General features: G+C 73.6%; 24 protein-coding genes and 1 pseudogene. 14 read left to right on the top strand and 11 right to left on the bottom strand.

All coding sequences use genetic code 11. From position 1 onward, the window contains the following. Window positions 1-36: 36 nt before the first annotated feature. The 5 genes and pseudogenes from MLUT_RS22895 to MLUT_RS22875 all read right to left on the bottom strand — a co-directional run. Window positions 37-3,393, bottom strand: coding sequence for an ATP-binding protein (locus MLUT_RS22895; RefSeq protein ID WP_010079827.1), 3,357 nt, complete (start codon window positions 3,391-3,393; stop codon window positions 37-39). Continuing rightward, window positions 3,390-4,070 (bottom strand): DUF4194 domain-containing protein, encoded by a 681-nt coding sequence (locus MLUT_RS22890; protein ID WP_010079828.1) that lies wholly within the window; start codon window positions 4,068-4,070, stop codon window positions 3,390-3,392. The genes MLUT_RS22895 and MLUT_RS22890 overlap by 4 nt, the downstream gene beginning before the upstream one ends. Next, on the bottom strand, window positions 4,070-5,533 hold the full coding sequence (locus tag MLUT_RS22885) for a DUF3375 domain-containing protein (RefSeq protein ID WP_010079829.1): 1,464 nt from the start codon (window positions 5,531-5,533) through the stop codon (window positions 4,070-4,072). Before MLUT_RS22885 ends, MLUT_RS22890 begins: the two co-directional genes overlap by 1 nt. Before the next feature lie 49 nt (window positions 5,534-5,582). Beyond that, window positions 5,583-6,119 carry a GNAT family N-acetyltransferase gene (locus MLUT_RS22880; protein ID WP_010079830.1) on the bottom strand — a complete coding sequence of 179 codons (537 nt, stop codon included), beginning with the start codon at window positions 6,117-6,119 and terminating at the stop codon, window positions 5,583-5,585. Window positions 6,120-6,301: 182 nt separating this feature from the next. Continuing rightward, a pseudogene (locus MLUT_RS22875) lies at window positions 6,302-6,577 on the bottom strand (IS481 family transposase); the annotation flags it as partial. A gap of 187 nt (window positions 6,578-6,764) precedes the next feature. Between MLUT_RS22875 and MLUT_RS22870 the strand changes: the two are divergent. After that, the gene (locus MLUT_RS22870; protein ID WP_010079832.1) at window positions 6,765-7,439 is read left to right on the top strand and encodes a MerR family transcriptional regulator; all 675 of its coding nucleotides are present in this window, start codon (window positions 6,765-6,767) and stop codon (window positions 7,437-7,439) included. A 141-nt stretch (window positions 7,440-7,580) separates the two neighbouring features. On the opposite strand, the gene MLUT_RS22865 is transcribed toward MLUT_RS22870, so the two are convergent. Beyond that, window positions 7,581-8,141: a hypothetical protein gene (locus MLUT_RS22865; protein ID WP_010079833.1), complete on the bottom strand. Its 561-nt coding sequence runs from the start codon at window positions 8,139-8,141 to the stop codon at window positions 7,581-7,583. Between the two features lie 124 nt (window positions 8,142-8,265). Here MLUT_RS22865 and MLUT_RS22860 point away from each other — a divergent pair, with 124 nt between their 5' ends. Genes MLUT_RS22860 through MLUT_RS22850 form a run of 3 tightly spaced genes read left to right on the top strand, consistent with a single transcriptional unit; the run spans window position 8,266 to window position 10,443 of the window. Then, complete coding sequence (locus MLUT_RS22860) at window positions 8,266-9,240, top strand: asparaginase (RefSeq protein ID WP_010079834.1); 975 nt, start codon at window positions 8,266-8,268, stop codon at window positions 9,238-9,240. Between the two features lie 20 nt (window positions 9,241-9,260). Continuing rightward, window positions 9,261-10,148 carry a polysaccharide deacetylase family protein gene (locus MLUT_RS22855; RefSeq protein WP_010079835.1) on the top strand — a complete coding sequence of 296 codons (888 nt, stop codon included), beginning with the start codon at window positions 9,261-9,263 and terminating at the stop codon, window positions 10,146-10,148. A 7-nt stretch (window positions 10,149-10,155) separates the two neighbouring features. Beyond that, window positions 10,156-10,443 (top strand): hypothetical protein, encoded by a 288-nt coding sequence (locus tag MLUT_RS22850; protein ID WP_010079836.1) that lies wholly within the window; start codon window positions 10,156-10,158, stop codon window positions 10,441-10,443. 22 nt (window positions 10,444-10,465) lie between these two features. Here the strand turns inward: MLUT_RS22850 and MLUT_RS22845 are convergent, their stop codons facing one another. Beyond that, the gene (locus MLUT_RS22845) at window positions 10,466-11,968 is read right to left on the bottom strand and encodes a long-chain-fatty-acid--CoA ligase (RefSeq protein ID WP_010079837.1); all 1,503 of its coding nucleotides are present in this window, start codon (window positions 11,966-11,968) and stop codon (window positions 10,466-10,468) included. Window positions 11,969-12,230: 262 nt separating this feature from the next. Between MLUT_RS22845 and MLUT_RS22840 the strand changes: the two genes are divergently transcribed. Continuing rightward, window positions 12,231-13,292 carry a zinc-binding dehydrogenase gene (locus tag MLUT_RS22840; protein ID WP_010079838.1) on the top strand — a complete coding sequence of 354 codons (1,062 nt, stop codon included), beginning with the start codon at window positions 12,231-12,233 and terminating at the stop codon, window positions 13,290-13,292. A gap of 44 nt (window positions 13,293-13,336) precedes the next feature. Here MLUT_RS22840 and MLUT_RS22835 read toward each other — a convergent pair whose 3' ends face one another. Further along, window positions 13,337-13,564 carry a sulfurtransferase TusA family protein gene (locus tag MLUT_RS22835; protein ID WP_010079839.1) on the bottom strand — a complete coding sequence of 76 codons (228 nt, stop codon included), beginning with the start codon at window positions 13,562-13,564 and terminating at the stop codon, window positions 13,337-13,339. Window positions 13,565-13,616: 52 nt separating this feature from the next. Beyond that, window positions 13,617-14,744: a YeeE/YedE family protein gene (locus MLUT_RS22830; protein ID WP_010079840.1), complete on the bottom strand. Its 1,128-nt coding sequence runs from the start codon at window positions 14,742-14,744 to the stop codon at window positions 13,617-13,619. Window positions 14,745-15,031: 287 nt separating this feature from the next. Here MLUT_RS22830 and MLUT_RS22825 point away from each other — a divergent pair, with 287 nt between their 5' ends. The 6 genes from MLUT_RS22825 to MLUT_RS22805 all read left to right on the top strand — a co-directional run bounded on the left by MLUT_RS22825 (window position 15,032) and on the right by MLUT_RS22805 (window position 19,865). Further along, a complete protein-coding gene (locus MLUT_RS22825) occupies window positions 15,032-15,886 on the top strand; it encodes a MerR family transcriptional regulator (RefSeq protein ID WP_010079841.1) in 855 nt (284 codons plus the stop codon). Window positions 15,887-16,085: 199 nt separating this feature from the next. Beyond that, window positions 16,086-17,240, top strand: coding sequence for an alanine/glycine:cation symporter family protein (locus MLUT_RS23395; protein WP_256998716.1), 1,155 nt, complete (start codon window positions 16,086-16,088; stop codon window positions 17,238-17,240). Next, on the top strand, window positions 17,123-17,629 hold the full coding sequence (locus tag MLUT_RS24155) for an alanine:cation symporter family protein (RefSeq protein ID WP_256998724.1): 507 nt from the start codon (window positions 17,123-17,125) through the stop codon (window positions 17,627-17,629). The genes MLUT_RS23395 and MLUT_RS24155 overlap by 118 nt, the downstream gene beginning before the upstream one ends. Window positions 17,630-17,727: 98 nt before the next feature. Beyond that, window positions 17,728-18,318: a DinB family protein gene (locus MLUT_RS22815; protein ID WP_010079843.1), complete on the top strand. Its 591-nt coding sequence runs from the start codon at window positions 17,728-17,730 to the stop codon at window positions 18,316-18,318. 11 nt (window positions 18,319-18,329) lie between these two features. After that, window positions 18,330-18,857 carry a hypothetical protein gene (locus MLUT_RS22810; RefSeq protein ID WP_010079844.1) on the top strand — a complete coding sequence of 176 codons (528 nt, stop codon included), beginning with the start codon at window positions 18,330-18,332 and terminating at the stop codon, window positions 18,855-18,857. Window positions 18,858-19,031: 174 nt separating this feature from the next. Continuing rightward, window positions 19,032-19,865 carry an alpha/beta fold hydrolase gene (locus tag MLUT_RS22805; protein ID WP_010079845.1) on the top strand — a complete coding sequence of 278 codons (834 nt, stop codon included), beginning with the start codon at window positions 19,032-19,034 and terminating at the stop codon, window positions 19,863-19,865. Window positions 19,866-19,914: 49 nt separating this feature from the next. Here the strand turns inward: MLUT_RS22805 and MLUT_RS23390 are convergent, their stop codons facing one another. Beyond that, window positions 19,915-20,646 carry a Pr6Pr family membrane protein gene (locus MLUT_RS23390; protein ID WP_012751149.1) on the bottom strand — a complete coding sequence of 244 codons (732 nt, stop codon included), beginning with the start codon at window positions 20,644-20,646 and terminating at the stop codon, window positions 19,915-19,917. 104 nt (window positions 20,647-20,750) lie between these two features. Between MLUT_RS23390 and MLUT_RS22795 the strand changes: the two genes are divergently transcribed. Next, window positions 20,751-21,200, top strand: a complete 450-nt coding sequence (locus tag MLUT_RS22795) for an SRPBCC family protein (RefSeq protein ID WP_012751148.1) — start codon at window positions 20,751-20,753, stop codon at window positions 21,198-21,200. A gap of 45 nt (window positions 21,201-21,245) precedes the next feature. Here the strand turns inward: MLUT_RS22795 and MLUT_RS22790 are convergent, their stop codons facing one another. After that, complete coding sequence (locus MLUT_RS22790) at window positions 21,246-23,048, bottom strand: ABC-F family ATP-binding cassette domain-containing protein (RefSeq protein ID WP_012751147.1); 1,803 nt, start codon at window positions 23,046-23,048, stop codon at window positions 21,246-21,248. Between the two features lie 61 nt (window positions 23,049-23,109). Here MLUT_RS22790 and MLUT_RS22785 point away from each other — a divergent pair, with 61 nt between their 5' ends. Together MLUT_RS22785 and MLUT_RS22780 are read left to right on the top strand one after the other, a co-directional pair. After that, complete coding sequence (locus MLUT_RS22785) at window positions 23,110-24,288, top strand: cystathionine gamma-lyase (protein WP_010079848.1); 1,179 nt, start codon at window positions 23,110-23,112, stop codon at window positions 24,286-24,288. Window positions 24,289-24,477: 189 nt separating this feature from the next. Next, on the top strand, window positions 24,478-26,109 hold the full coding sequence (locus MLUT_RS22780; protein WP_012751146.1) for an amidohydrolase: 1,632 nt from the start codon (window positions 24,478-24,480) through the stop codon (window positions 26,107-26,109). The last annotated feature ends 1 nt before the right edge of the window (window position 26,110 follow it).

The following is a 26,110-nucleotide window of genomic DNA, read 5'->3' as shown; positions in this document are numbered from 1 at the left end:
CCCCCGTCCCATCCCGGCCCCGTCCCGTCGCCCCGCTCACTTCTCCTCGTCCTCCCACATCACCTCGGCGATCTGGGTGAGCCGCCGCGTCGGGTTCTCCACCGTGGTGATGCCGCCGACGTAGGGGGCGATGGTCTGCAGGAGCTTCTGAGGGGTGGCGAGCACCATCTGGAAGCCGAACTCCACGAACACGTCCATGGCCATGCGCGTGTAGCGGGCGTCGGCCTTGTCGAACGCCTCATCCAGGATCACCGTCCCGTACCGCGGGCGCGGGTCCTCGGGGGCGGCCAGCTGGTAGCGCAGAGCCGCGGCGAGGCAGAAGACCACGAGCTTCTGCTGCTGCCCGCCGGACATCGCGGCGCCCGAGTCGTACGTGGCGTGGACGGCGCCGGCGTCGTCGACCTCCTGCGCGAGGAAGGTGACGTGCTCGCGCGTGTCCAGGCACTGCTGCCGCCACACCCGGTCCACGTGGTCCGAGGAGGCGAGGCGGTCCATGATCCCGGCCAGCGCGGTGTAGCGCCGCTCGGCATCGTCGAGGGAGTCGTCGGCCCACGCGTTCTCCGCCACGGCGGAGAGGTCGCGGAGGAACTGCTGCGCCGCCTCGGGACGACGCACGCGCACACGCAGGTGCAGGAACCGCCCCTCGTCGAAGGGGGAGCGCCGCAGCGCCGAGTTGATGGGGTCCACGCGGTCCTCGATCTCCCCGGGCGCGGTGCTGATGGCCCGGTGGAGCTCGCCGAAGAGCACGGAGGAGCGCTCGTGCAGGATCTGGTGGAACCGGTCCTCGTGCTCGGGCAGCCCCTGCCCCACGATGCGCTCGAGGATCGCCAGGTACGTGCCGCGGTCCTCGACGCCGGGCGAGGCGTCCGCGGCCGCCACCGCCCACTGGCGGGAGAACTGCGTGGTGAGCACGGTGCAGCGCTCCCCCGCCTGCGCACCCGCGGAACGCGCGCGTTCGGCCAGCGCGCTCACGTCCCGGCGCACGAGGTCGGCGCTCTCCGTCAGGGCGGAACGCGTGGCGGAGCGGCGCACGGCCCGGAAGCGGGCGTCGAGCTCGGCGGTGAGCTCCGCTGGGAGCGGCTCGCGGCCGGTGCTCTCCGCCTCGAGCTCTCGCGCCTCCTGGGTGAGCTCGGCTCGGCGGCGCTCGGCCTGGGCGGCGGCCAGTCGGGCCTCGTCAGCGGCCTGGCGGGCGGTCCGGAGGTCCTGCTGGGCGGCCTCGTCCCTGCGACGGGCGGCCTGCAGATCGCCGCTGGCGGCGCTGAGCTCATCCGCCTGCGCCCGGAGGTCCGCGATCCGGCGCTCCAGTGCCGCGTGGTCCACGTCCGTCCACGGGGTCTCGAGCACGCTGCGCAGAGTGGCGCGGCGCCGGCGCTCCGCATCGGCCCGCTCCTGGGCCCGCTGGACCTCGCCCTCGACGACGGCGAACGCCGCCTGGCGCGCGGCGCGCTCCTCGACCAGCACCTCCAGCTTCGCCGCCGGATCGCCGAGGACCCAACGGGAGCGGTCATCCACGCGGAACCGGTCGTCCTTCTCGTACCGCGTGGCGGAGAGCTTCACCTGGCCGGCCGCCGTCACGGCCCGCTCGTGCCGCGCGAGCTCGGCGGCCGTACTGACACACGCCAGGTCGAACCGCTCGGAGAGGCGGGCCTGGAGCCAGTCGTGGAACACGCCCTGCTTCACCGTCACCTTGTGCACGAGGGAGTCCTGACTGCTCGCGGGCCGGATGGCGGCCCGCGTCGGCCTGACTTCCTCGAACCGCAGTCGCACGCCCAGGTGGCGCCGGTCGATCCAGGTCCGGGCCGCCGAGAGCAGCCGCGTGGGGATCAGCAGGGTCAGCGAGAGCGGGGCGAGCACGCGCTCGATCGCGCCGGTCCACTCCTGATGGCGCGCGTCGACGTCGAGCAGCTCGGCCACGAAGGGCACCGCGTCCGTCCGCACGCCCAGGTGCTCCGCCAGGTCCTCCCGGACCGACGCCAGGTGCCGGGGCACGGTGCTGCCGCGGCGGCGCAGGGCCGTGATGTCCGCCTCGAGCTCGCGCACCGCCTCCCGCAGGCGGCTGAGCTCGGTCAGCTGGGCGTGGCTCGGCCCCGGGTGCTCGGGCGGCGCCTCCAGGTCCGCGGCGATGGCCGCCTGGAGCTCGCCGAACTCGACGGCGGTACTCGGCTCCGCGTCCACGTCCGCCGCGCGGAGGCGGTTCGCCAGGACGGCGCGCCGAGCCAGACGCTCCCGGTGCTGCTCCCGTGCCGCGTCGATCTGCCGTCCGAGCTCCGCGACGCGGTCCCCGCCCACGCTGGCGAGCGCGATCAGGGCGTGCTGGCGCCGCTGCTCCGCGCGCTCCTGCTCGGCGTCGGCCTCGGTGCGCGCCGCGTGAAGGCCCGCGAGCGAGGCCTGCACCTCCTCGAGCGCCCGCCGGATCTCCGCCAGGAACCTGGCCTGGTGGTAGGGGTGGATGGCGGCCTCGAGGCGGCGCAGCCTGGACTCCTCGGCGACGGCGGCCTCGTACTCCTGTGCGGCCGTGCGCACCTCGAGCAGGTGGTCCCGCTGCCGGCGCAGGTCCACGACGCGCTCGTACGCGGTGCGCAGCGCGCCGAACTCCTCGACCGCGCGGTCCGCCATGGCGAACGTCGGCGGCCGCTCCAGCATGTGGTTGCGGAACAGCTGGTCCAGCGAGTCCAGCCCCTTGGCGGACTGGGTCCGGTGCAGCAGGTGCAGCGCGGCGTCGTCGCGGATGCCGAACACCGAGCGCAGGCGCGCGTAGAACGGGCCGTGACCGCCGTTCGTGGTGACGACGGCCTGCGGCCAGCGTGCCTGCACACGGCGGGTCCTGATGCCGTCGTCGATCAGCGTCTGCAGTTCGGCCAGGTCCACGGCAGAGCGCTCGAGCAGGCACAGGTCCTTCATGTCGGCCCGGGACATCGCGGTGCCGCGCAGGAAGAACTGTCGGCACAGCGAGACGACGCCGCCCGCGCCGTCGCGATACGTGAGGACGACGCCGGCCCACGTGGCCCCGGGGCGCAGGTACGCGGAGACCACGCGGTCCTCGTCCTCGTCCTGCCGGCGGGTCCACGCGCCGCGCACGTAGGAGACCAGGCCGCGCGTGGCCGTCCGCTCCGCCCCGCCCTGCGCGGCCTGGTTGAAGCGCAGCCACTTGTCCGGGGTGAGGACGGCGGCGATCGCGTCCAGGATCGAGGACTTGCCCGAGCCCGAGGGCCCCGTGATCAGGTGCCCGCGGCGCGAGACGGGGAAGCGGTGGATGCGACCGTCCATGGTGCCCCAGTTGGCGATCTGGACCTCCTCGAGGCGCCACTGGCGGATGTCCGCTGTGTCGCGGCCGGGGAACTCGATGCCGAGGTCGAACGTGTCCTGCTCCTGCGCGGGATGAGGTGCGGTCATCGGTCGTCCTCCTGGGTCGTGACATCCGCGTCGTCGTCGTTCTGCCCCGCCGCGATCTCGCGGTACAGCTCGGTGAACGCCCGGGCCTCCTCCGGGCCGATCATCACCTTGAGCACCGGCGAGACCTCGGCGCGGTCGTCCTCCAGCTGCTGGAGGACGGAGAAGCTGTTGAGCATCTTGGTCCACGAGCTGTTCAGTCGGCGCGCCCACCCGGAGTCGTCACCCTGCTGGTACACGGCCAGCTGCTCGAAGACCTCGTCCCGGCCCACGATCACGCGGCGTTCGCCGGCCGCCGTCAGCAGGTGCTGGCGCAGGACCAGGAGCATCGCGGTGTCCAGGAACGTCATGGACTTGGAGCGCAGGGCGGCCGGCACCGCGATCTCGTCCGTCGCGACCCTGCGTGTGAACGCGAACTCGTCATGCTGGTCGATCACCACGTCGAGGAACAGGTCGTGCAGCCGCGAGCGGATGGCGGCCTCGTCGGCGATCAGGGCCTGCCACAGCTGGGGGCGACGGCGGCCGGAGAGGTACGGACCCTGGAGGAGTTCGAGCAGTGCGCGTCGTGACTGCTCTCCGAGCGTGCCGAGATCGCCCTCCCACAGCGTGGGCGCGGCGCCGGCGGTATGCGCAGCGTCCGTGGCGGGCGGAGTCGCCGCGTCGTCGGAATCCGGGGTCATCAGGGGAGCCTTTCGGTGAAGCGGTGGCGGATCACGTGCGCGGAGTGCATCCCGGCGGCGGCGGGCCAGCGGAGGAGGTCGACGGCGTCGGGGTCCACTTGGCCGTGCTGCGCGGCGAGGGAGAGGAGTCCGACGACGCTCGCCACCCCCTGCGTGGCGGGGTGCAGCTCGAGGACGTCGGCGACCGTGGCCGAGGCCGGCGCGCCGTCCTTCCCCTCGAGGGTGCGGTTCACGTTCTCGCGCAGTTCCGTGAAGTCGATCTCCGTCTCACGGGCGAGCGCACGCAGGGCGGCCATGTCCACCGTGGCCACGGCGGCGTCCGCGAGGGCAGGACCGACGTCGAACTCGCGGGGATCGTGCAGGGAGATCTCCCCGACGGAGCGCAGGGACATGCCGGTGAGGTCCAGGTCCCGCCCCGTCTGCCGGTAGGGACGCGTGGCCGGGGCGGCGTCGGCGGCGGCGCTGAGCGCCTCCCGGAGGGCCACGTGCAGACGGCGGTCCCGGTGGTACTCCTGGGAGAGGACGTAGCGGCGCAGGCCGCGGGCGAACTCCGTGAGCGTGTCCTGCACGGCGGACGAGCCGTCCTGCAGGGTGCGTGCGAGGCCACGCACCGCACGCCGCGTGGCGGGCGGCAGATCCGCGGCGAAGTCGCGCTCGAGGACGGCCCGGATGTCGGCCTGGAACGCCGCGGACATCGCGGGGTCCCGCACCATGCGGGAGAACGCGGCGAAGGTCTGGCCCTCGTCCGAGGACTCGATGAGGTCCACGCCGCGGAACACGTTCTCCAGGACGTCGCCGGGAAGCCCCTCGTCCGTGAGGATGCGACGCCGCAGCTCCTGATTGAGCTCCCCGAACCGTGCCCGGACCCGGGCGAAGTCCACGGGGAGGTCGGCCGCCTGGGTGAGCACGTCGTCGAGCCGCTCCACCGCGCGTCGCTCATCCAGCACGGTGTCCTCACCGGAGGCGATGCGCTCGATGCGCTCCGCCAGGGCCTGCTGCTCAGCCCGCAGGGCGGCCAGCCGGCGGGAGGTGTCCGGGTCGGTCTCGAGGGCCAGCTGATGGAGCGCGGTGAGGAGGGAGACGAGGCGGGACTCGGTGACGCTCGCGCGCGGTGCGAGGAGCTGCTCGACGACGCGGAGCCCCTGCCGCGCGGCCGGCGTCAGCTCGTAGACCTCCTCGCGGGCCTCGTCCGCGATGCGCCGCTCGAGCAGTCCCGCCTGCCGCCAGTCCTCGCAGTACGCCTTGGCTGTCCGCCCCGAGAGGTCCAGGTGGTCCCGCAGGGTGTCGAGCTCGGCGTCGAGGGCGTCATGCAGCTCGTGCGTGGGCAGGCTCGCGTTCGGGGCGCCCAGATGGGTGGCGAGGACGCCGGCCACGAGGGGCAGGGAGTCCATGCGCAGCATGCGCAGGGCGACGTCGTCCTGCACGAGGCGGTGGACCCGGAGCGCCTGGGCGAGAGAGGACATGGGACCAGTGTTCCAGGTGGGTGTCAGTCCAGGTCGTTCGCCGGCAGCCTCACTCCCACGGCACGGGCGTCGTCGTGCCGTTCTCCCAGTCCTGGCGGAGCATCGCATAGGCCACGGAGGCCACCGGCTCCCCACCCTCCACGGGCCAGCCCCGCCGGTAGTGGGCCTCCTTGACCCAGCCGGCCCGCTGGAAGGTGCGGAGCATCGGCGAGTTGTCCTCGCGGGTCTGGCCCTCGAACCGGTCGACGTCCGGCATCGTCTCGAACACGTGACGGGTCAGCGCGGTGAGGATCTCGACGCCGAGGCCTCGGCCGCGGAACCGCTCGGCCACGCGCAGGTCGAAGAGGGGAGTGGGGTCGGTGAGGTCCTCGAGGCGCACGACGCCGACGCGACCGTGCACGTCGTGCTCGATCCAGAAGGTGCGGTTGTCCTCGTCGCCCCAGCCGCCGTCGTCGATGGCCGCGTCGACCTGCTCCCGGCTGGGGTGCGGGCGCATGTGGAACGGCCACGCGTTCCCGGTGAGGAGGGCGATGAGCGCCTCGCGGTCCGGGCCGGCGGGGTCCAGCAGGGTGAGGGTGGTGGTCATCACTGCATCGTAGAGGAGAGCACCCGGGACGGGGGCCAGGCGAGGGTGCCGGGGGACGTGCTGGGGGAGGGGCGCATCGCACGCCGCCACCGGTGCCGCAGCCTGGTTGGCCCTCACGGGCGGGTTCTCGCCGGCGGACGCCGGCAGGGGACGCACTCGTTGATCGGGATCGCCGCGTTCACGGCGGCGGGGCGCTCGTCCTCCAACGCTTCGGTGTAGGCCAGCCGGGTGTGCCCATCGATCGCCGAGTGCAGGGAGGTGTACCCCACCTTCGCGCCGGGTCCATGCTTGGCGGCCCGTACGGCCCGTGCGGCCTCGGTGCCCCGCCCGTGGGCGCGCGGGCCGCCCCCGTCGGGGATCTTGCCGATCTTCTTCACGTCCAGGTGCACCATGTGTCCCGGGGCCCGGGCGGTGATCTTCTGCGGTGGCTGGCGCAGGTCTTCCCCGGTGGGGGTCAGGGGTGCGTGAGCGTGGGTCACGAGCGGGCTCTGTTCTCCGTGGATGTGGTAGTTGAGGAACTTCCATCCCGCGGGACGGGGCCCGCTCGTCTCATCTCAGGCCGCTGGTCATGCCAAGAACCTCATGACCCACAACATCTAGACCCGGCCTTGACCCTTCCACCGTGTCACCCCACACGCTGTTGCCATGGTCACGCACACGGACCTCATGACGATCGGCGAGTTCAGCTCGCTCTCCCGCCTCTCCGTGCGGATGCTCCGCCACTACGACGCCCACGGCGTCCTGGTGCCGGAGCACGTCGACGCGCACAGCGGGTACCGCCGCTACGCCCCCGCCCAGCTGCGGGACGCCGCGGACATCCGGAACCTGCGCGACGTCGGCCTCGGCGTCTCGGCCATCACCGCCCTCCTCGCCGCCCGCGGCACCTCGACCTGGACCGATGCGCTCGCCCTGCAGCGGTGCACCCTGGTCGAGGAGCTGCACGCGGCCCGGGAACGGCTTTCCCTCATCGACCGCATGCTCACCCCAGGAGAGATCCCCATGACCATCCAGCTGAACCGCACCGCCGTCCCTGCCATGACCGTCGTCGCCCTGCGCGGCACCGTCCCGTCTTACTCCGACGAGGGCCGCCTGTGGGAGAGGCTCATGCCCGCCCTGCAGCAGCAAGGCATCAGGCCCGTCGGCCCGTACACGCAGATCTCGCAGGCACACGACCTGATCGTCCAGCGCATGGAGGCCGAGGGGCTGGCTGCCCGGCAGGACGGGACCCTGGCCTCCAAGGTATTCAACCGCTATCTCGTGACGCCGGACCAGGCCGCGCCTGAGGATCTCGTGACGGAGGTGTGCAGGCCGCTGGCGTGAGGCCCTGGTGACATGCACCAAGGGCCGCGGGGGGAGACCCCGCGGCCCGTCGATTTGCAACCTGCGAGGGCTCGCAGTCTCTGACGAGCTGGCCCTTTACATGAGCCGGTAAAAATGGGGTGGGGCGCGTCAGGTCACGGCCTACGGCGCGCTGGACTCCCACCTGATCCGCTCGGCTGAGGTCTTGCCCTCAATCCCGTACACTTCAACCGTGTATGAGTCGCCGTCAATAGCTCTGAATGAGAACTCCCAATGGTCAAGTCTCTCAGCCTCTGACCGCAACTTCAGGTCTTTCCGACGATCTGTGGCATATCGGCGGAGAACGGCAGCTTCAGCTCGTCTCCGCGCCGAAAGGCGGTCGTCCAGGGGTGGGTTTTCTCTCCGCAGTTGCTTTAATAACCAGGCAACACTCGGGACCATTTTTGTGACGCCGAGAGCTACGGAGAGAGTGACCGGCCCGTCCGCACCGATGCCGCCTGCTCCCTTGCGGTATTGCTCTTCTATGCCGGTGTACCACTGCTGGTCATCCCGCAGGTGTTCAGTGAGTTCCTCCAGGGCCCCGAGCGACCAGCCCTCCCCCGGGGTGCAGATCAGGATCTCGTCTTCCGGGGTCTGACCCAGATGCCCCAGGTAGATTTGATAATCGAGGAAGGTGTTTGCGAAGTCGTGAACGGATGTCTCGAAGCTCTCTGACATGCCCATGACCGCAGGGTAGGTGTCGGTGTCTGACTTGTCCAGCGTCGTTGCGCAGGGTGGAGACCCCCATCCGTTGACCCACCTCTCCCGCCCTTGTCACGCTGGCACGCATGAGCCCAGGAGCCTCCCGATGACCCGCGTCCACGTCCTCGCCACCGGCGGCACGATCGCCTCGCGCTCCGGCGAGGGCTCCGGCGCCACGGCCGGAGACGCCGCGGAGGCAATTCTCGCGGGCATGGACGCGACCGCCGACGTCGAGATCACCGGCGAGGACGTGATGACGGTCGGCAGCTACCGGCTCGGGCTGCCGGAGCTGGCCACGATCGCCCGCACCGCACGTGAGCGCGCGGCGGACCCCGGCATCGACGGCGTCGTGGTCACGCACGGCACAGACACCATGGAGGAGACCGCGTTCCTCGCGGACCTGCTGAACGGCACGGACACCCCCGTGGTGTTCACGGGCGCGCAGCGCGCCGCCGACCACCCGGACACCGACGGCCCCCGCAACCTGCGCCAGGCCGTCCTCGCCGCCGCCCAACCGGACGCCCGCGGGCTCGGCGTCCTCATCGCCTTCGACGGCGCGCTGCTGTCCGCACGCGGCACCCGCAAGGGGCACACGATGGCCAGCCAGCCGTTCACCGGCGGCACGCTCGTGGGCACGACGCACGGGGACGGGTTCCACCTGCACGCCCGCCCGCATCGCCCCGGCACCCTCGACCTCCCGGACTCCGGACTGGACGGCACGCGCGTGGACCTCGTGACCGCCCACCCCGGCGCCGACCCCGCCGCGCTGACCTGGGCGGCGGACCGGGGCGCCGACGTCGTGGTGCTGGCCGGCACCGGCCTGGGCAACGCGGGCCCCGGGCACGCCGAGGCGGTGGCGGAGCTGGCGGACCGCGGCGTGCCGGTGGTGCTCGCCACCCGCACGCTCGCCGGGCCGGTCCTGGGCGTCTACGGCGACGGCGGCGGAGCGGACATCCTCGCGGCCGGCGCCGTGCCCGCCGGGGAGCTGACCCCCTTCCAGGCCCGGATCCTGGCGGCCACCGTCGCCGCCTCCCACCCCGACCCCCCAGAGTTCAGGGCGCAGTTCGAACGGCTGCGCTGACCCGAGAGGAAGGCAGGACCATGACCAAGAAGATCTACGTGAGTGTGGGCATCGACGTCGACGCGGTCGGCGGCTGGCTCGGCTCCTACGGCGGCGAGGACTCCCCCGGGGACATCTCCCGCGGCATGTTCGCCGGAGAAGTGGGCGTGCCCCGCCTGCTGCAGCTGTTCCAGCGCCGCGACCTGCCCGTCTCCTGGTTCTGGCCCGGGCACTCGATCGAGACGTTCCCCGAGCAGTTCGACGCCGTGGTCGAGGCCGGACACGAGATCGGCGTCCACGGCTACTCCCACGAGAACCCCATCGCCATGACCCGCCAGCAGGAGACCGAGATCCTCGACTACTGCACCGAGCTCATCGAGAAGCGCTCCGGCACCAAGCCGGTGGGCTACGTGGCGCCCTGGTGGGAGTTCTCCAAGGTGACCAACGAGATCCTGCTGGACCGCGGCTTCCTCTACGACCACTCGCTCATGCACGACGACCACACCCCGTACTACGTGCGCAAGGGCGACACCTGGACCAAGATCGACTACGACGCCGACTCCGCCCACGCGTGGATGAAGCCGCTCGAGCGCGGCGAGGAGACCGACCTCATCGAGATCCCCGCGTCCTGGTACCTGGACGACCTGCCGCCCATGATGTTCATCAAGTCCAGCCCCAACAGCCACGGCTTCGTCTCCCCGCGGGACATCGAGCAGCTGTGGAAGGACCAGTTCGACTGGGTGCACCGGGAGATGGACTACGCCGTCTTCCCCATCACCATCCATCCGGACGTGTCCGGGCGCCCGCAGAACCTGCTCATGCTGGAACGGCTCCTCGACCACATCCAGGACCACGACGGCGTCGAATTCGCCTACATGAAGGACGTCGCCACGGACTTCGCCCGGCGCCGTCCGCGCACCCAGGGCTGACGCGGCGGTGTGCGGAGCCTGCGGCCGCGCCGTCGCCTCCCCGACGACGGCGCGGCTGAACGCGTCCGGGCTCAAGCGGCGCGCCCTGGCCCGACTCCGCGCCGGCCTCGCCCCCGGGTGCCGGCTCAGCCTGGACGGGGACGGCTGGACCCTGACCCGCCGCTCCGGGCGAGGGGAGTCCCACGTCGACGTCGAACCGCTGCTGGTGAGCCTCGAGGGCGCCGCGTCGGGGGAGTGGCGGGGCGAGGCCTCCCCGCGTGAGGTCCTGGCGCGGGTGCTGCGGGAGAGCGGCTGAGGCGAGCGGGCCCACCGCCCCCTCACCCCGCCGGCGTCAGCTCCCGCTTGAGGATCTTGCCGGTGGCGGTCTTGGGCAGCCCGTCCCGCACGGTCACGGTGCGCGGGTACTTGTAGGGGGCCACCCGCGCCTTCACGTGCTGGATCAGCTCCTCCTCCGTGGCGTGCGCGCCGGGGGCGAGCACCGCGTGCGCGGCGACCTCCTGGCCGAGCTCCGGGTGGGGCACCCCCACGACGGCGGCCTCCGCGACGGCCGGGTGCTCGTAGAGCACCTCCTCGATCTCGCGCGGGTACACGTTGAGCCCGCCGCGCAGGATCATGTCCTTCGTGCGGTCCACGATGTAGTAGTTGCCCGCGGCGTCGCGCCGGGCGAGGTCGCCGGAGCGGAACCAGCCGTCCTCGGTGATGGCCTGGGCGGTGGCTTCCGGCTTGCCCCAGTAGCCCTTCATCACGTTCTCGCCGCGGATCCACACCTCGCCCAGGGTCTCCTCGTCGCCCTCGGACACGACGGCCCCGTCCGGCGTCACCAGCTGCAGTTCGCACCCGCGGACGGCGCGTCCGATCGAGCCCGGCTGATGCGCCTCACCCGGATGGTTGAAGCACGCGACCGGGGAGGTCTCGGACAGGCCGTAGCCCTCGAGGATCTCGCAGTCGAAGGTGGCCTCGAAGCGGCGCAGCAACTCCACGGGCAGGGCGGATCCACCGGAGACGCCCAGGCGCAGGCTGGCCAGGTCCTCCGGATGGTCCTTGGCCGCGGCCAGCACGGCCCCGTACATGGTGGGCACGCCGATGAACACGTCCACCGCGCGCTCCCGGACGGTCTGCGCGGCCACGGCGGGATCGAAGCGGGGGATCAACGCCAGGCTGGCGCCCATCGTCACGGGCGCCATGAGCGCGCACGTCAGGCCGAAGACGTGGAACAGCGGCAGGCAGCCGAGCACGGTCTCCCCGTGCTGGAGCTGGATCAGCGTCTCCGCCGCGGTGTCCGCGTTGGTGCCCATGTTCCGGTGGGTCAGCTGGGCGCCCTTGGGGCGGCCGGTGGTGCCGGAGGTGTAGAGGATGACGGCGTCGTCCTCGAGGTCCCGCTCGACGGTCTCGGTCACCGGGCCGGGGCTCTCCGCGAGGTGCGGGGCGAGGCCGTCCTCGCCGAGGGTGCGCAGCGGCACACCGCGCTCGCGGGCGCCCTCCACGGCTTCCTCGGACGGCACGGACCACAGCATCGACGCGCCCGAGTCCTCCAGGTAGTACTCGATCTCGCGGCGCTTGAACAGCGGGTTCATCGGGACGACGACGGCGCCCAGCTGCAGGGCCGCGAAGAACACCACCGGGAACGCCGGGATGTTCGGCACCATGAGCGCCACGCGGTCCCCGGGGCCGATGCCCTCCTGCCGCATGAGCCCGGCCAGGCGCTGGGACTGGTCCTGCAGCTCCGCGTACGTCATGCGGTTCTCGCCGAGGATCAGGGCGGTGGAGTGCGGATGCTCGGCGGCGGTGCGCTCGAGGCGGGCGGGCAGGGTGAGGGTCACGACGGGCCTCCGGGGGGAGTCGGATGTGATGGGAACCACAGCGTAACGCCCGGCGGTGCTCGTTCGCTGTGAGCCGAGTGGGGTGTGTCGGCCGACCTCACGCCAGCGACATCACCGCGGTTCTGCCCGGCGGTGATGTCGCTGGCGCGCGGTCATCCACCGGCCCCGCCCGCGTCGCCGATGTGTCGTCTCCACGGCTCAGGGGCGCAAGACTGGTCCCCGCACACCGCCCGGACCGCCGGGCCAGACCGGAGGACAGACCATGACCGCACAGACCCCCGCCACCCCTGCCATCCCCAAGACGATGAAGGCGGTCGTCATGCGCGCGCCGGGCGACGTCGTCGTGGAGGAGGTGGACACTCCGCGCGTCGCCCAGCCCACGGACGTGGTCCTGAAGCTGGCCGCCGCGTGCGTGTGCGGCTCGGACCTGTGGCCCTACCGCGGCCACAACGACGTCGACCACCGGCGCATGGGCCACGAGTACGTCGGCACGATCGTGGAGAAGGGCGAGGACGTCGCCACCCTCGAGGTCGGCGACTTCGTGATCGGCTCGTTCATGCTCTCGGACAACACGTGCGAGATCTGCCAGGCCGGCTACCAGTCCCGCTGCGTCAACGCCGGCGAGTACACGGGCAGCCAGGCGCAGTACATGCGTGTCGAGCTCGCGGACGGCTCCCTCGTGAAGGTGCCCGGGGGTGAGCCCTCGGACCCGGACCGCCTGGCCGACTACCTCGCCGCCTCGGATGTGCTCGGCACCGGCTGGTACGCCGCCGTCGCCGCGCAGGCCGGCCCCGGCAAGACCATCGCCGTGGTCGGCGACGGCGCCGTCGGCCTGTGCGCCGTCCTGGCCGCCAAGACCCTCGGCGCGGAGAAGGTCATCGTGTTCTCCCGCCATGAGGATCGGGCCGCGCTCGCCCGGGAGTTCGGCGCGGACGTCGTGATCGCCGAGCGTGGCGAGGAGGGTGCCGCCCAGGTGCGTGAGCTCACCGGCGGCTACGGAGCGCACGGGGTGTGCGAGGCCGTCGGCACGCAGGGCTCCATGGACCAGGCCCTGGCCTCGGTGCGCCCCGGCGGGTATGTCGGGTTCGTGGGCGTCTCCCACGACCAGACCCTCGACGGCTCCGATCTCTTCGGCCGTGAGATCCACCTCGAGGGCGGGCCCGCGCCCGTCCGCCGCTTCCTGCCCGAGCTGATCGAGCGCATCCAGTCCGGGGAGATCCAGCCCGGCCGCGTGTTCACCGCGCGCATGCCGCTCGACGACGCCGCCGAGGCGTACCGGGCCATGGACGAGCGCCGCGAGATCAAGGTGCTGCTGGAGGTCTGAGGCCCTCCGCGGCGGGCGGAAGTGCTGAGAGGCTCCTCCGCCCCTCAGCCCTTCTTCACGGTGATCGTCCACTCCGCGGCGCCGCGCTTCACGAAGTCGGTGACCTCGTGGCCGTTCTCAGCGGCCCAGCGGGGCAGGGAGTCGGTGGCCTGGGTGCAGTCGAAGTCGATCACGAGCTCATCCCCCGTGGGGATCTGCTCCATCGCCTGGTTGGCCTCCACGAGCGGGAAGGGGCAGACCTGGCCGTCGGTCTCGAGCAGGTGCTTCGCCATGATGTTCTCTCCTTGGTGTCGGTGGTCAGAGGTCGTTCGTGGGCGGGTCGGCTCAGCCGATCGGCGTGAGCTTCACGGGGCGGGCCGCCCCGGCGTCCGCCGCCGCGCCCTCGGCCGAGGTGAGGCCGGAGGCGGAGGCGGGGACCGGCGTCGTGCCCTTGCCGCGGTGGTTGAGGATGAAGACCTTCGCGGCCAGGCCGGTGCCGAGCACCATGAACACGAGCGCGGTCCAGCCCTGGAAGCTGAAGGTCGCGGTGTTGACCATGGCGTTGCCGATGGTGCAGCCGCCGGCCCACGCCGCGCCCCAGCCCATCCCCACGCCGCCGACGATCGAGCGGAGCGTGGTCCGCGCGTCGGGAACGCGGACGCGGAACTCGCCCGAGGCCTTCGCCGCCACGAACGAGCCGATCAGCAGGCCCGTCACCATCAGCACGCCCCAGTCCACGAGCTCCATGTCCCCGGTGCCCAGGAACGCGCCGATGTTCGCCGACGGGCCGGTGATGCCCAGCCCGGACTCACGTCCCGTGGCCCAGGACAGCGGCCACGCGATCACGGCCAGCACGCCGATGACCGCCGCGGTGACGAACGGATGCCACGCCTTCTCCGTGAGCACGTGCGCCAGACCGGTCTTGGCCGCCGGCAGGCGGAAGCGGGTCATGGCGGCCTCACGGCGCAGGTGATGACGCACCGCCAGAGCCACGCCCGCCACCAGCAACGCCACGAACACCCACGGGGACAATCCCGTCAGCTGCTGGAACGAGCCGGTCTGCGTCTCGACGGAGCGGACGGCCTCGGTGGTGCCGGCCAGCGGGCCCTTGCGGAATGCGGTGGCGCCCACGATGTAGAAGATCAGCGCGAACCACGAGCCCACGAGGCCCTCGCCCGCGCGGTAGTACGTGCCGGTGGCGCAGCCGCCCGCGAGCACGATCGAGAAGCCGAAGATCAGGCCGCCGATGATCGTGCCCAGCCACGGGAACGTCTCCGCCTCCAGGGTGATCACGCCCAGGGCGTCGAGGGCGAACACGCCCACCGACTGGACGGCCACGATCACCATGAACGCGGTGAGCCATCGGGTGGACCGGATGGTGAACAGGTCGCGGAAGGCGCCCGTGACGCAGAAGCGCCCGCGCTGGAACACGAAGCCCAGCACGAGGCCGAGGAGGAGTCCGGTGATGATCATGCGGGCTATCACACAGGGTGAGCGGGGTGCCGCGCGCCCGGCAGGACACGCGAGGTCACACACGTGAGCCGGACGAGGCGGGGGCGAGGCGGGGGGCTGCGGTTTGTGGGCCGGGGGTGAGGCGGGGGAGTGCGGTGCCGAGCATGCCGCGGCCCGGGGGTGAGGGTGGCGGCTCATGCGGACGGGCTTGAGTCTCCCCCTAGAGGAGCGCCCACGCTGGGGTCATGGCCCCGGAGCACGCCGCGGGTCGGCCCCGGCGCCCGGCGCCCGCACGAGAGGATCACCCCATGACCACCCTGATGAGCATCGGCGAGTTCGCGCTCGCCACAGGCCTGTCCGTGAAGGCGCTGCGCTTCTACGACGACCGCGGCCTGCTGGCCCCCGTCGACGTCGACCCGCACTCCGGCTACCGCCGCTACGCGCCCGCCCAGGTCCGCCCCGCCGCACAGATCCGCGTGCTGCGCACCGCCGGGCTCACCGTCGAGGACGTCCGCGCAGCCCTCGACGCACCCGATCGGCTCCCGGCCCTTCTCGCCGAGAGCGTCGAGACGCTGCGCCGTCGTCGCGACCTAGAGGACCGCGCGCTCGCGCTCGCGGACGCGCAGCTCGCCGCCGATCCCGACGCCGTCCCGGCCGGCCGAGAGCGCGAGGCGCCGGCAACCGCCTGGGTCGGCGTGGCCACCGAGATCGAGGTCGGACCGAACCTGGACGCGGACACGGCGAACGGCGAGGCGGACGAGCAGTTCGCGGCGCTCGGCCGCGCCGTCGGTGAGGCGGGAATGCGGCCGTCCGGCCCGCCGTGGACCGCCATGCGCCCCGGTCGGGGCGGGGGGAACGCCGTGGAGCTGGTCCTGGCCCTACCCGTGGAAGGAGCACTGCCATCGTCGTTCCAGGTGCCCGGCCACCGCACCGTCACGGGCCTCCTGCCGCGCCGCGTCGAGCGGTACGTCGAGGTCCTCGCGGACGCGGACCAGCCCGACCTGCTCGAGGACGCCCCCGGCGGTCCGCTCCCGCACCCCGCCATGCTGGACCTCCTCGACGCGTTCGACGGCGGCGCTGAAGGGGAGCTGCGCCAGGTCCTCGTCGACCCGGCGGCCGGCCACGTGGATATCGCCGTCACGGTGCGGAAGCTCGATGAGTGAGGGGCGGGCCCCTGCACTTTGGGGCCGAATCCGGCGCATACACCCCTGAATCAGACGCGGGACGGTCGCTTTCGGCCCACAAAGTGAAGGAGCCGGACGAGGCGGGGGCGAGGCGGGGGCTCCGCGACGCCTGAGACCTCCCGCCCCGGGCGGGCGTGTGATGGGATGCACGGATCGTCTGTCGACCCGGGGGGAACCCATGGAGCAGTTCATCACCGCCGCGAACGGGATCTTGTGGAGCCTCCCCATGGTCTTCGGACTGCTGGCCCTCGGCCTGTACTTCACCATCCGGATGGCGGCGCCGCAGGTGCGCCTCATCAAGGACATGGTGGGGCAGCTGGTGGGCGGCGGGTCCTCGTCGGCGGGCATCAGCTCCTTCCAGGCGTTCGCCATGGCCCTGGGCGGCCGCATCGGCGTGGGCAACATCGCCGGCGTCGCCGCGGCCATCTACCTCGGCGGCCCCGGCGCCCTGTTCTGGATGTGGGTGACGGCGATCCTCGGCGCCCCCGTGGCGCTCGCGGAGAGCTCCCTCGCGCAGCTGTACAAGCACAAGGTCCGCGGCCAGTACCGCGGCGGCCCGGCCTACTACATCCTCGAGGGGCTCGGCCGGCACTGGCGGTGGCTGGCCATGGCCTACGCCGGGGCCACCGTGTTCGCCACCGTGGTCACCGGCCCGCAGATCCAGGCCAACGCCGTCACCGCCGCCACCACCGCGGCCTGGGGCTGGGACCCGCTCTGGGTCGGCCTGGGCATGGCGGCGCTGTTCTGCCTCATCGTGTTCGGCGGCATGCACCGCCTCGCCCGCACCGTGGGCCTGGTGGTGCCGTTCATGGCCGCCGCGTACATCGCGGTCGGGCTCGTCGTCGTCGCGGTGATGTGGCAGGAGGTCCCGGCCATGTTCTCCCTGATCTTCACCAGCGCCTTCGCCGCCGACTCCGTCTACGCCGGCATGCTCGGCGCCGCCATCTCCTGGGGCGTGCGCCGGGCCGTGTACTCCACCGAGATCGGCACCGGATCGGGCGCCCAGGCGTCCGCCGCCGCCCACGTCTCCCACCCCGTGAAGCAGGGTCTGGCCCAGGCGTTCTCCGCCTACGTGGACACCCTGTTCGTCTGCACCATGACCGGCCTGGTGATCCTGTCCACCAACAGCTTCAACGTGCTCGGCACGGGTGAGGGCCCCCGATCGTGGAGCATCTGCCCGGCGTCGAGGAGGGCCCGGCCTGGGTGCAGATCGGCATCGACGCCGTCCTGCCGTCCTTCGGTCCGTCCTTCGTGGCCGTGGCGGTGTTCCTGTTCTCCTTCACCACGCTGCTGTCCTTCGCGTTCTACGCGGAGACGAACCTGGCGTACCTGATCCCGAGCAAGCCGGTGCAGCGCATCTGCATCGCGGCCGCCCGCCTGCTGCTGGCCGCCTCCATGGTCATCGGCTCCGTGCAGACCTCCGCGTTCGTGTGGTCCCTTGCGGACTTCGGTGTGGGCCTGTACACGTGGGTGAACATCCTCGCGCTCGTGCTCCTGAGCCCCGTGGCCATCCGCCTGCTCAAGGACTACGACCGCCAGCGCCGCGCCGGCCAGGACCCCGTCCTGGACCCGGCCGCCATCGGCGTCCGCAACGCCCACCTGTGGGAACAGATCCACGCCGCCTACGAGCGCACCGGGGACGTGGACGAGGCCATGGACCACGTCGCGGACACTGCCCCGGACACCCGGGCCATCACCGTGGTCCCGCGCCGGGAGGGCTGAGGACCGACGACGGCGGCCCGGGGCGCCGGACGTCCGCGACGACGTCGGGCCACGGGCCAGGGCTGTCCGCGCGGCCTGAATCCCGGCAGGCTCACCCCATGGACCACAAGGAGATCCTCCATCAGGGGCTGCGCCGGCAGCGCGACGCCCTCTTCGCGAAGCTGGACGGCCTGCCCGAGCGGGAGGTCCGCCTGCCCCGCACCCCCACCGGCACCAACCTGCTGGGCCTGCTCAAGCACGCGGCCACGTGCGAGCTCGAGTACTTCGGCGAGGTCTTCGGCCGCCCCGCCGGCATCCCCCTGCCCTGGGACGCGCCGGGGGTGGGCGAGGAGGACGGCGCGGACCTGTTCGCCGCCGAGGACGAGACCCTCGAGGACGTCCTCGACTACGCGCGGCGATGCTTCGCGCACGCGGACGCGACCATCGAGGCCCTCGTCCTCGACGCGCGGGGGCGGGTCCCCTGGTGGCCCGCGCACCTGGCCGAGGTGACTCTGGCGCAGATCCTCTCCCACGTGGCCCTCGACGCGGCCCGCCATGCCGGCCACGCCGACATCCTGCGCGAGGGGATCGACGGGCAGGCCGGCCTGCGCGGCCCCGGGGACAACCTGCCCGGCTGGGACGCCGAGCGGTGGGCCGCGCACGTGCGGCGGCTCGAGGGGATCGCCCGGGGTGCGGGCCCGGTGCGCTAGCGTCCGCGGTGATGACTCCCCGCTCGCTCGCCGGTCTGGCCCTCACCGTCGCCGCCCTGATGTCCGCCTTCGTGCTGATGGCGCCGACGGCGCCGGGGCTGTTCGTCGGCGTGCTCACGGTGGGGACCTTCGGGTTCGGCCCGTTCTACGGGGAGCCCTCGCGGCAGCTCGTGGACCGGCCGTGGCGGCGGGACACGCGCTGGCGCGATCTCGCCCGCCGGGTCCGCACCGACTGGCTCTCCCGGCAGCTGGGCGCCGCCGGCTGGAACGCGGCCATCAGCCGCCGCATCACCGGCCGGGCCGACCTGCGGCGCATCCGCACCGCCGCCGTGGGCTCCCTCGTCAGCCACGCCGCCTCCGCGGGTCTGCACGCGGTGGCGGGCGTGGCGCTGGCGGCCGTCGGGCATCCGGTCTGGGGCGTGGTCGCGGTGGCCCTGGGGCTCGTGGTGCACGCCTGGCCGGCCCTGCTGCAGGTCTCCGTGCTCGGGCGTATCGACGGACTCCAGGCGCAGATCCGCGGGGACCAGCTGCTCTGGTGACCGGCCGGCACCGGGCGGCCCGGCCGAGCACTTTGTGGGCCGAATCCGACGGATGAGCCCCTGAATCGGGCACGGGAGCGTCGCATTCGGCCCGCAAAGCGGTGGGGAGGGGGCAGCGGGGAGAGGGCGGCGAGGAGAGGGCGGCACCGCGCGCTCAGCCCTACGCTCGGACCCATGACCGAGCACACATCCGAGCACACCCCCGAGAACCCCCACGTCGTCCGCCGCGGCTCCGGCGTCCCGCTGATCGCGGTGCACGGCACCAGCGTGGACCACCGGCTGCTGCTGCCGCTCGACGACGCCCTCGCCGAGGCCGGGGAGGTCGAGCGGATCTACGTGGACCTGCCGGGCTTCGGCCGGACCTCGGCCCTCCAGGACGACGGCGGCCTCCCCGAGCTCGCCGCCTGGCTCGTGGACTGGATCCGCGCGGAGGTCGGCGAGCGGCCGTTCGCGGTGCTCGGCAACTCCCTCGGCGGCCTGCTCGCCCGGCACGTGGCGGCCGAGTTCGGCGCGCAGGTGTTGGGGCTGGGGCTGCTCGCGCCCGTCGTCGACCCGGACGAGGACCGGCGCACCCGCACCGACCTGGTGGTGCGCGAGCGCGACGACGCCTTCATGTCTACCCTCGACCCCGACGACGCCGCCCCGTTCCTCGAGATGTCCCCGCGGCTGACGCGGGACACGTGGGAGCGGTTCCGCGAGCACGCGCTGCCGGGCGTCCGCGCCGTGGACGAGGAGGCGCTGAAGCGCCTGTCCGCGCGCTACGTCCTGGACGCCGTGCCGGAGGAGGCCGCGCCGCCGTTCGAGGGGCCCGCCCTGATCCTCACCGGCCGGGAGGACCACCTCGTGGGCTACCGGGACCAGGCCGCGCTCCTGGAGCATTACCCGCGCGCCACCTACGCGGCGCTCGACGCCGCCGGCCACAACGTGCACCTGGACCAGCCGGAGGTCGCCGAGGCGCTCGTCCGCGCGTGGGCGGTGCAGGTGGGACGGGCGACGACGACGGCCTGAGCCGCGCCCCGACGTCCCGGGCCGCGCCCCGCCCCGGCCCGCACACGGCTCAGGGGCGGGTTCCTCTGCCGTCCCGTACTCCCGCGCCCGCCCCCACCCCGACGCCGGCCCGCGCCAGCAGGCCGTCGGCCACCCGCAGCAGGGCGGCGACCGCCACGGAGAACACGAGGATCGCCACCACGTAGACGGCGACGCCGTCGTAGCCCAGCCGCGGGACGTCCAGGATCGTGTACGGGTACCAGTCCAGCCACGGCCCGCGCAGCAGCGTGAACGCCAGCCAGGCGAGCGGGATGAGCGTGGACAACCACACCACCCGCCACGTGATCTGCCGCCGCGGCCCGAAGACCGCCCACAGCACCGGGGTGAGGATCGGCGTGACGATGTGCTGCAGGGTGTCGTTGAACCGCTCGACGGCGGTCATCGGGTCGGCGTCCCGCAGCAGCACGTTGAACACCACGCCCGTGATCACGATGCACACCACCCCCGTCACCCGCAGCACCCGGAACAGCGTGCCCGGCCGGTGCAGGCGCAGCGCCAGCAGCAGGGACGTCACCCCCACCAGGAAGTTGGAGAGGAACGTGAAGTACGTCGGCTGGTTGAGCATGTGCTCCCAGCCGCCCTCGAGCACGCCCGCGTAGCCCGCGTCGGCCGGCAGGTCCGAGGGCTTCCACGAGCCGATCCACAGGGAGAGCAGGTTGCCGCCCAGGGACAGCGCCGCGGCGACGGCGAAGGCGAGCCGCGCCGTCGTCGCCCGGGGCTCGGCGGGGGTGGGGAGGGTCATGCGCCCATCCTGCCGGAGCGCGACGCCGCCCCCGGTGCACTGGCCGAGCCGCTCGGGCCGGCGGGCGTGTCCCGGCCGGCGGTCCGGACCCTACGCTCGGCACCATGATCCGGACCCCCTGGACCCGCACCCCCGCCGGCGCGAGGCGCGCGCGCCGCCCCCGACAGTTCCGCCGCGTGACGACGACCGGGCCCGCCGCCGTGGACGTGGCCTGGGCCCGCTACGCCGACCTGCGCCTGTGGCCGCGGTGGGCTCCGCAGATCCGCGCCGTGGAGGCGCCACGGCGCCGGCTGCGGGCCGGGCTTCGCGGCGTGGTCCACGCGCCCCTGGGGCTGCGCGTCCCGTTCGTGGTCGAGGAGGTCGACGACGCCGCCCGCACCTGGCGGTGGACGGTGCGGGTGGCCGGGACGGCGGTCTCCATGACGCACGACCTCACCGCCACCCCCCGCGGCACCCGGGCGGGGCTGACGGTCCACGGGCCCGCCGTCGTCGCCCTGGCCTACCGACTGCCGGCCCGCGTGGCGCTGCGGCGGCTGTGCCGGGCGCACCTCTGAGGGCGGACCGCCGGGCCGGGCCTGTGGCCAGGGGCCCCGCCCGCCTCACACCGCCGCGGCGTCGGTCCGCAGCTCGACGCGCGGCCAGTCGGCGAGGTCGGCGAGCATCTGCCGGTCGTGGGTCACCACGACGACGGCCTGCTCCGTGACCTGCAGGGCCTCGGTCATCTCGTCCACGAGCGCGGGGGAGAGGTGGTTCGTCGGCTCGTCCAGCAGCAGCACGTGGGGGCGCTCGATGAGCACCATCGCCAGGTGCAGACGGGCCTGCTGCCCCTGGGACAGGCGTCCGACCGGGGTGTCCGCGGCCTCGGCGGTGAGCAGCCCGAGCGAGGGCAGCGTGGGGGCCGGCAGGGGACGGCCCAGGTCGTCGACGCCGGCCTCGTCCGCGCCGACGCGGCGCACGTGCTCCTCGAACACGGCGGCGGCGGTGCGCTCCTCGTCCCACGCGGGGGTCTCCTGCGCCACGAGGCGCACCCGCACGTCCTTCCCCACGGTCACCGAACCGCTCGTGGGCGCCAGATCACCGGCGAGCACGCGCAGCAGCGTGGACTTCCCGGCCCCGTTCGGGCCCGTCACCAGCACGCGGCCGCCCGGCACGAGGGCCGCGCCCATCGGCTGCTCGAGCCGCCCGGCCACGCGCACGGCGTCCGCGGTGAGCAGGACGTCGTCGCCCGCCGTGCCCGGCCCGCCCGCCGTGCCCGGCCCGCCCGCCGTGCCCGGCCCGCCCGCCGTGCCCGGCCCGCCCGCCGTGCCCGCCGCCGCGTCCGCGCCGTCCCGCGGGTCGCCGTCGGGCATGTCCGCGAACGGCCAGTCCAGGCGCAGGGGCGGCTCGGGCACGGTGATCCGGTGCGCCTCCAGCTCGTCGAAGCGCCGGTTGAACATCTGCACGATCCCCGCCGACCGGCTCGAGCGCTGGTGCTTGCCGGTGCCCTTCGGGGGCCGCCACGAGCCCTGCAGCTGCTCCCGCGCGTCCTCCACGGCCAGCTCCAGCCGCTCCCGCTCGGCCGTCTGCTCCGCGTACTCCTGCTCCCACGCGGCGCGCGCCCGCCGGCGGCCCTTCGCCCAGCCGGCGTAGCCGCCGGAGTAGCGGCGCGGCCGCCCGTCCTGGCTGGGATCCAGGTCCACGATGTCGGTGCACACGGCGCGCAGCAGGGCGCGGTCGTGGCTGACGACGGCGACCCCGCCCGGGTGCTCCACCAGCCGGCGGGTGAGGAAGTCCAGGGCGACGTCGTCCAGGTGGTTGGTCGGCTCGTCCAGCAGCAGCAGGTCCGGCCGGGAGCCGAGAGTGACGGCCAGGCGCACCCGGTGGCGCTGACCCACCGAGAGCGATGTGAGGGGGCGCTCGCGGTCCGTGCACGCGTGCAGCCCCTCGAGGTCCATGTCCACGCGCCGGCCGGCGTCCCAGGCGTCGAACAGGGCCACGCGTTCGAGGGCCTCGGCGTACCGGTGCGCGGCGCCGGCGTCGTCGGGGGCCTCGGCCAGGGCGGCCGCGGCGGCGTCGAGGGCCTCGAGTGCGGCGTGCGGGCCCGCCAGGGCCTCGCGGACCAGGTCCCCGACCGTCCGGGACATGCCGCCGTCCCGGGCGCGCAGCGCCTGCGGCACGAACGCGAGCGTGCCCGCCCGCGTCACGCGGCCGACGTCGGGCGTGATCCGGCCCGTGAGCACGTGCAGCAGGGTGGTCTTGCCGCGGCCGTTCTCGCCCACGATCCCGAGCCGCGAGCCGGCGTTGATCCGCACCGTGGCGTCCGTGAGCACGCGGTGCCCGCCGAGGCTGACGGTCAGGTGCTCGCCGCGCAGATGGGCGGCGGGTCCTGCGGGCAGGGCGGGGGAGGGAGGGCCGGAGGTCATGTCCGCCAGTCTAGGGAGGGGGCGCGCTGCCGCGTCCGGGGTCGGGACTACGCTCGGGGCCATGTCCGCCGCCCCGCCGCCGCCCGCCTTCGGCCCCGTCCTGCACCACCGCGCCCACGGGATGGCCCCGGGGGAGTCCATCTCCCCGCCGCTGGTCCACGCGAGCGCGTTCCACCTGCCCGGCGCGGACCCGGACGGCGCCCCCACCGCCCCCGGCGCGGACGTGCCTTTCCAGTACGCGCGCTGGGCCACGCCCACCTGGTCCGCGCTCGAGGCCGCCCTGGGCGCGCTGGAGGACGCCGACGTCGCCGTGGTCCCCTCCGGCATGGCCGCGATCGCCGCCGTCCTGCTGCCCCTGCTGCACCCGGGGGACCGCGCCCTCCTGCCCGCGGACGGCTACGGGCCCACCCGCGCCCTCGCCGCCGAGCACCTCACGCCCCGAGGCGTGCACGTGGACCTGGTCGCCACCCAGGGGCTCGCCCATGCGGACCTGAGCGGCTACGACCTGGTGCTCGTGGAGACCCCCTCCAACCCGGGGCTGCGCGTGGCGGACCTGGCGGACGTCGCCGCCCGCGCCCACGCGAACGGCCGCCGGGACGGCGCGGGGGCCCTCGTGGTGGTGGACAACACGCTGCTGACCCCCCTGGGGCAGCGCCCGCTGGAGCTGGGGGCGGACGTGGTCGTGGCCTCGGACACGAAGGCCGTCAACGGGCACACGGACGCCCTCGGCGGGCACGTGGCCAGCCGGGACCCGCAGGTGATGGCGCGGGTGCGCGGCTGGCGGACCCTGGCCGGCGGGATCCTGGGCACCCACGAGGCCTGGCTCATCCACCGCGGTCTCGAGACCCTCGAGGTCCGCTTCGCCCGGATGTGCGCCTCGGCGCAGGCGGTCGCGGAGCTGGCCGCGGGCCACCCGGCGGTGCGCGCCGTGGTCTACCCGGGGCTGGCGGACCACCCGGACGCGGAGGTCGTGGCGCGTCAGATGACGGCGGCGGGCGGCCTCGTCGGGCTGCGGTTCGCGGACGCGGCGGCGGCCGAGCGGTTCATCGCCGCGGCGCAGTACGTGGTGCCGCAGACCAGCTTCGGCGGCACGCACACGGCGGCCGAGCGCCGCGCCCGCTGGGGCGACGACGTCCCGGACGGTTTCGTGCGTCTGTCCGTGGGCGTGGAGCCCACCGCCGAGCTGCTGGCCGACCTGGAACGCGCGATGACCGCCGCGGGCGGCGGGCCGACCGCCTGACCCGCGCCCTCCGCACTTTGTGGGCCGAATACGACTCTCCCGGGGGCTCTGGGGCCCGGGAGAGTCGTATTCGGCCCTGAAAGTGAGCGCCGCCGAGACCTCATCCTGACCCGCGTCCCGGCTACGCTCGCGGACGAGGCCGCCCACCCGCGCCTCGCCCGCCCGCCCCGTCCCAGGAGGCCCCGCCCCATGCAGCTCGACCTGATCGTGGAGAACGCGCACCTGATCACCGGCGACCCCGCCCGCCCGGCGGCGTCGCGGCTGGGGGTGTGGCGGGGCGCCGTCGTCGGGGTGGACGAGCAGCTCGACGGCCTCACCGCCCGCGAGCGCCTCGACGCGCGGGGGCGCACCGTCCTGGCCGGGTTCAACGACGCGCACGCGCACAGCGTGTGGTTCGGCCAGTCGCGCCTGGACGTGGACCTCGAGGGCGCGCACACCGCCGAGGAGGTCTACGACCGCATCCGCGTCCGTGCCGCCGAGCTCACCCCGGGCGCGTGGGTGACGTGCACCGGCTTCGATCCCGGCCACCTCACCGGCCCCCAGCCGGACCGCGACGGGCTCGACGCCGCCGCCTCCGGGCGTCCGGTGCTCATCCGCCACAACACCGGCCACGCCTTCACCGTGTCCGGGGCGGTGCTGTTCATGGCGGGCATCAGCGAGCAGGTGATGCAGCAGCCCGAGGGCGGGCGGATCATCACGGACGCCGCGGACCGGCCCACGGGCCTGCTCGAGGAGACCGCCATGAACCTCGTGACCCGGCTGCTGCAGCCGGAGTCCCACGAGCACATCGGCGAGTGCCTGCAGCGGGCCTCGCAGGAGTACGCGGCCGAGGGCATCACCTCGGTCACGGACGCGGGCGTGGCCGGTGGGTGGATCGGGCACAGCCCCCTCGAGTTCGGCGCCTACCAGCGCGCTCGGGACGAGGGGCTGCTGCGCACCCGCTTCCAGACGATGGTCACCCTGGACGCGCTGCGCCCGGTGGACGGCCACGCCGACGACGGCACGCACCTCACCCTCGACGCCGGCGTGCGCACGGGCGTGGGCGACGAGTGGCTGCAGATCGGCCCGGCGAAGGTGTTCACGGACGGCTCCATGCTGGGCCAGACGGCCGCGATGACGCAGGACTACTGCGGACACGGCCACGGCCGCGGCTATCTGCAGCAGGACGCCGGGGAGATGCGCCGCGCGTGCCTGGGCGCCGCGGCCGCCGGCTGGGCGCTGGCCCTGCACGCGATCGGCGACGCCGCCCTCGACTTCGCGCTCGAGGTGATCGCCGAGGCGCGGGCCCGGTTCGGGCGTCCGGTGATGCCGCACCGCGTGGAGCACGGCGGGGTGGTCCGGGACGACCAGGTGGCCCGCATGGCGGAGCTTCAGGTGGTGATGACCACCCAGCCGAACTTCATCAGCGCGTTCGGCGGGTCCGTGCGGGAGCGGATCGGTCCCGCGCGGGCGGCGCTGTCTTACCCCGCCGGCCGGCTGCTGCGCGCGGGCCTGGTGCTGCCGGGCAGCTCGGACCGGCCCGTGGCCGGCGGCCGTCCGCTGGACGTGATCCAGGACTTCGTGTTGCGCCGCACCGAGACCGGCGAGCAGTACGGCCCGGAGGCGGAGCGGCTGACCGTCGCCGAGGCGCTGCACGCCTACACGGTCGGCTCCGCGGAGGCGACCGGCTGGGGCGGGCGCAAGGGGCGGCTGGTCGAGGGCCAGCTCGCGGACTTCACGGTGCTCAGCGAGGACCCCCGCGCGGTGCCGGCCGAGCAGATCGCGGCGATCGACGTGGTCGCCACCGCCGTGGGCGGGGAGTTCGTGCACGGCGGGCTGTGAC

Source organism: Micrococcus luteus NCTC 2665 (assembly GCF_000023205.1).
GTDB lineage: Bacteria > Actinomycetota > Actinomycetes > Actinomycetales > Micrococcaceae > Micrococcus > Micrococcus luteus.
The sequence above is the reverse complement of the archived record's forward strand: the minus strand, read 5'-3'. Positions and strand labels throughout refer to the sequence as shown.

Bases quoted from the DNA above. Each gene is read 5' to 3' on its own strand.
- MLUT_RS22785 (WP_010079848.1), top strand. From the start codon at position 23,110: ATGTCCGCCGCCCCGCCGCCGCCCGCCTTCGGCCCCGTCCTGCACCAC.
- MLUT_RS23395 (WP_256998716.1), top strand. From the start codon at position 16,086: ATGGAGCAGTTCATCACCGCCGCGAACGGGATCTTGTGGAGCCTCCCC.
- MLUT_RS22890 (WP_010079828.1), bottom strand. From the start codon at position 4,070: ATGACCCCGGATTCCGACGACGCGGCGACTCCGCCCGCCACGGACGCT.
- MLUT_RS22815 (WP_010079843.1), top strand. From the start codon at position 17,728: ATGGACCACAAGGAGATCCTCCATCAGGGGCTGCGCCGGCAGCGCGAC.
- MLUT_RS22860 (WP_010079834.1), top strand. From the start codon at position 8,266: ATGACCCGCGTCCACGTCCTCGCCACCGGCGGCACGATCGCCTCGCGC.
- MLUT_RS22805 (WP_010079845.1), top strand. From the start codon at position 19,032: ATGACCGAGCACACATCCGAGCACACCCCCGAGAACCCCCACGTCGTC.
- MLUT_RS22865 (WP_010079833.1), bottom strand. From the start codon at position 8,141: ATGGGCATGTCAGAGAGCTTCGAGACATCCGTTCACGACTTCGCAAAC.
- MLUT_RS22790 (WP_012751147.1), bottom strand. From the start codon at position 23,048: ATGACCTCCGGCCCTCCCTCCCCCGCCCTGCCCGCAGGACCCGCCGCC.
- MLUT_RS22835 (WP_010079839.1), bottom strand. From the start codon at position 13,564: ATGGCGAAGCACCTGCTCGAGACCGACGGCCAGGTCTGCCCCTTCCCG.
- MLUT_RS22840 (WP_010079838.1), top strand. From the start codon at position 12,231: ATGACCGCACAGACCCCCGCCACCCCTGCCATCCCCAAGACGATGAAG.
- MLUT_RS23390 (WP_012751149.1), bottom strand. From the start codon at position 20,646: ATGACCCTCCCCACCCCCGCCGAGCCCCGGGCGACGACGGCGCGGCTC.
- MLUT_RS22895 (WP_010079827.1), bottom strand. From the start codon at position 3,393: ATGACCGCACCTCATCCCGCGCAGGAGCAGGACACGTTCGACCTCGGC.
- MLUT_RS22810 (WP_010079844.1), top strand. From the start codon at position 18,330: ATGACTCCCCGCTCGCTCGCCGGTCTGGCCCTCACCGTCGCCGCCCTG.
- MLUT_RS22780 (WP_012751146.1), top strand. From the start codon at position 24,478: ATGCAGCTCGACCTGATCGTGGAGAACGCGCACCTGATCACCGGCGAC.
- MLUT_RS22795 (WP_012751148.1), top strand. From the start codon at position 20,751: ATGATCCGGACCCCCTGGACCCGCACCCCCGCCGGCGCGAGGCGCGCG.
- MLUT_RS22830 (WP_010079840.1), bottom strand. From the start codon at position 14,744: ATGATCATCACCGGACTCCTCCTCGGCCTCGTGCTGGGCTTCGTGTTC.
- MLUT_RS22885 (WP_010079829.1), bottom strand. From the start codon at position 5,533: ATGTCCTCTCTCGCCCAGGCGCTCCGGGTCCACCGCCTCGTGCAGGAC.
- MLUT_RS22825 (WP_010079841.1), top strand. From the start codon at position 15,032: ATGACCACCCTGATGAGCATCGGCGAGTTCGCGCTCGCCACAGGCCTG.
- MLUT_RS22855 (WP_010079835.1), top strand. From the start codon at position 9,261: ATGACCAAGAAGATCTACGTGAGTGTGGGCATCGACGTCGACGCGGTC.
- MLUT_RS22870 (WP_010079832.1), top strand. From the start codon at position 6,765: ATGGTCACGCACACGGACCTCATGACGATCGGCGAGTTCAGCTCGCTC.
- MLUT_RS22880 (WP_010079830.1), bottom strand. From the start codon at position 6,119: ATGACCACCACCCTCACCCTGCTGGACCCCGCCGGCCCGGACCGCGAG.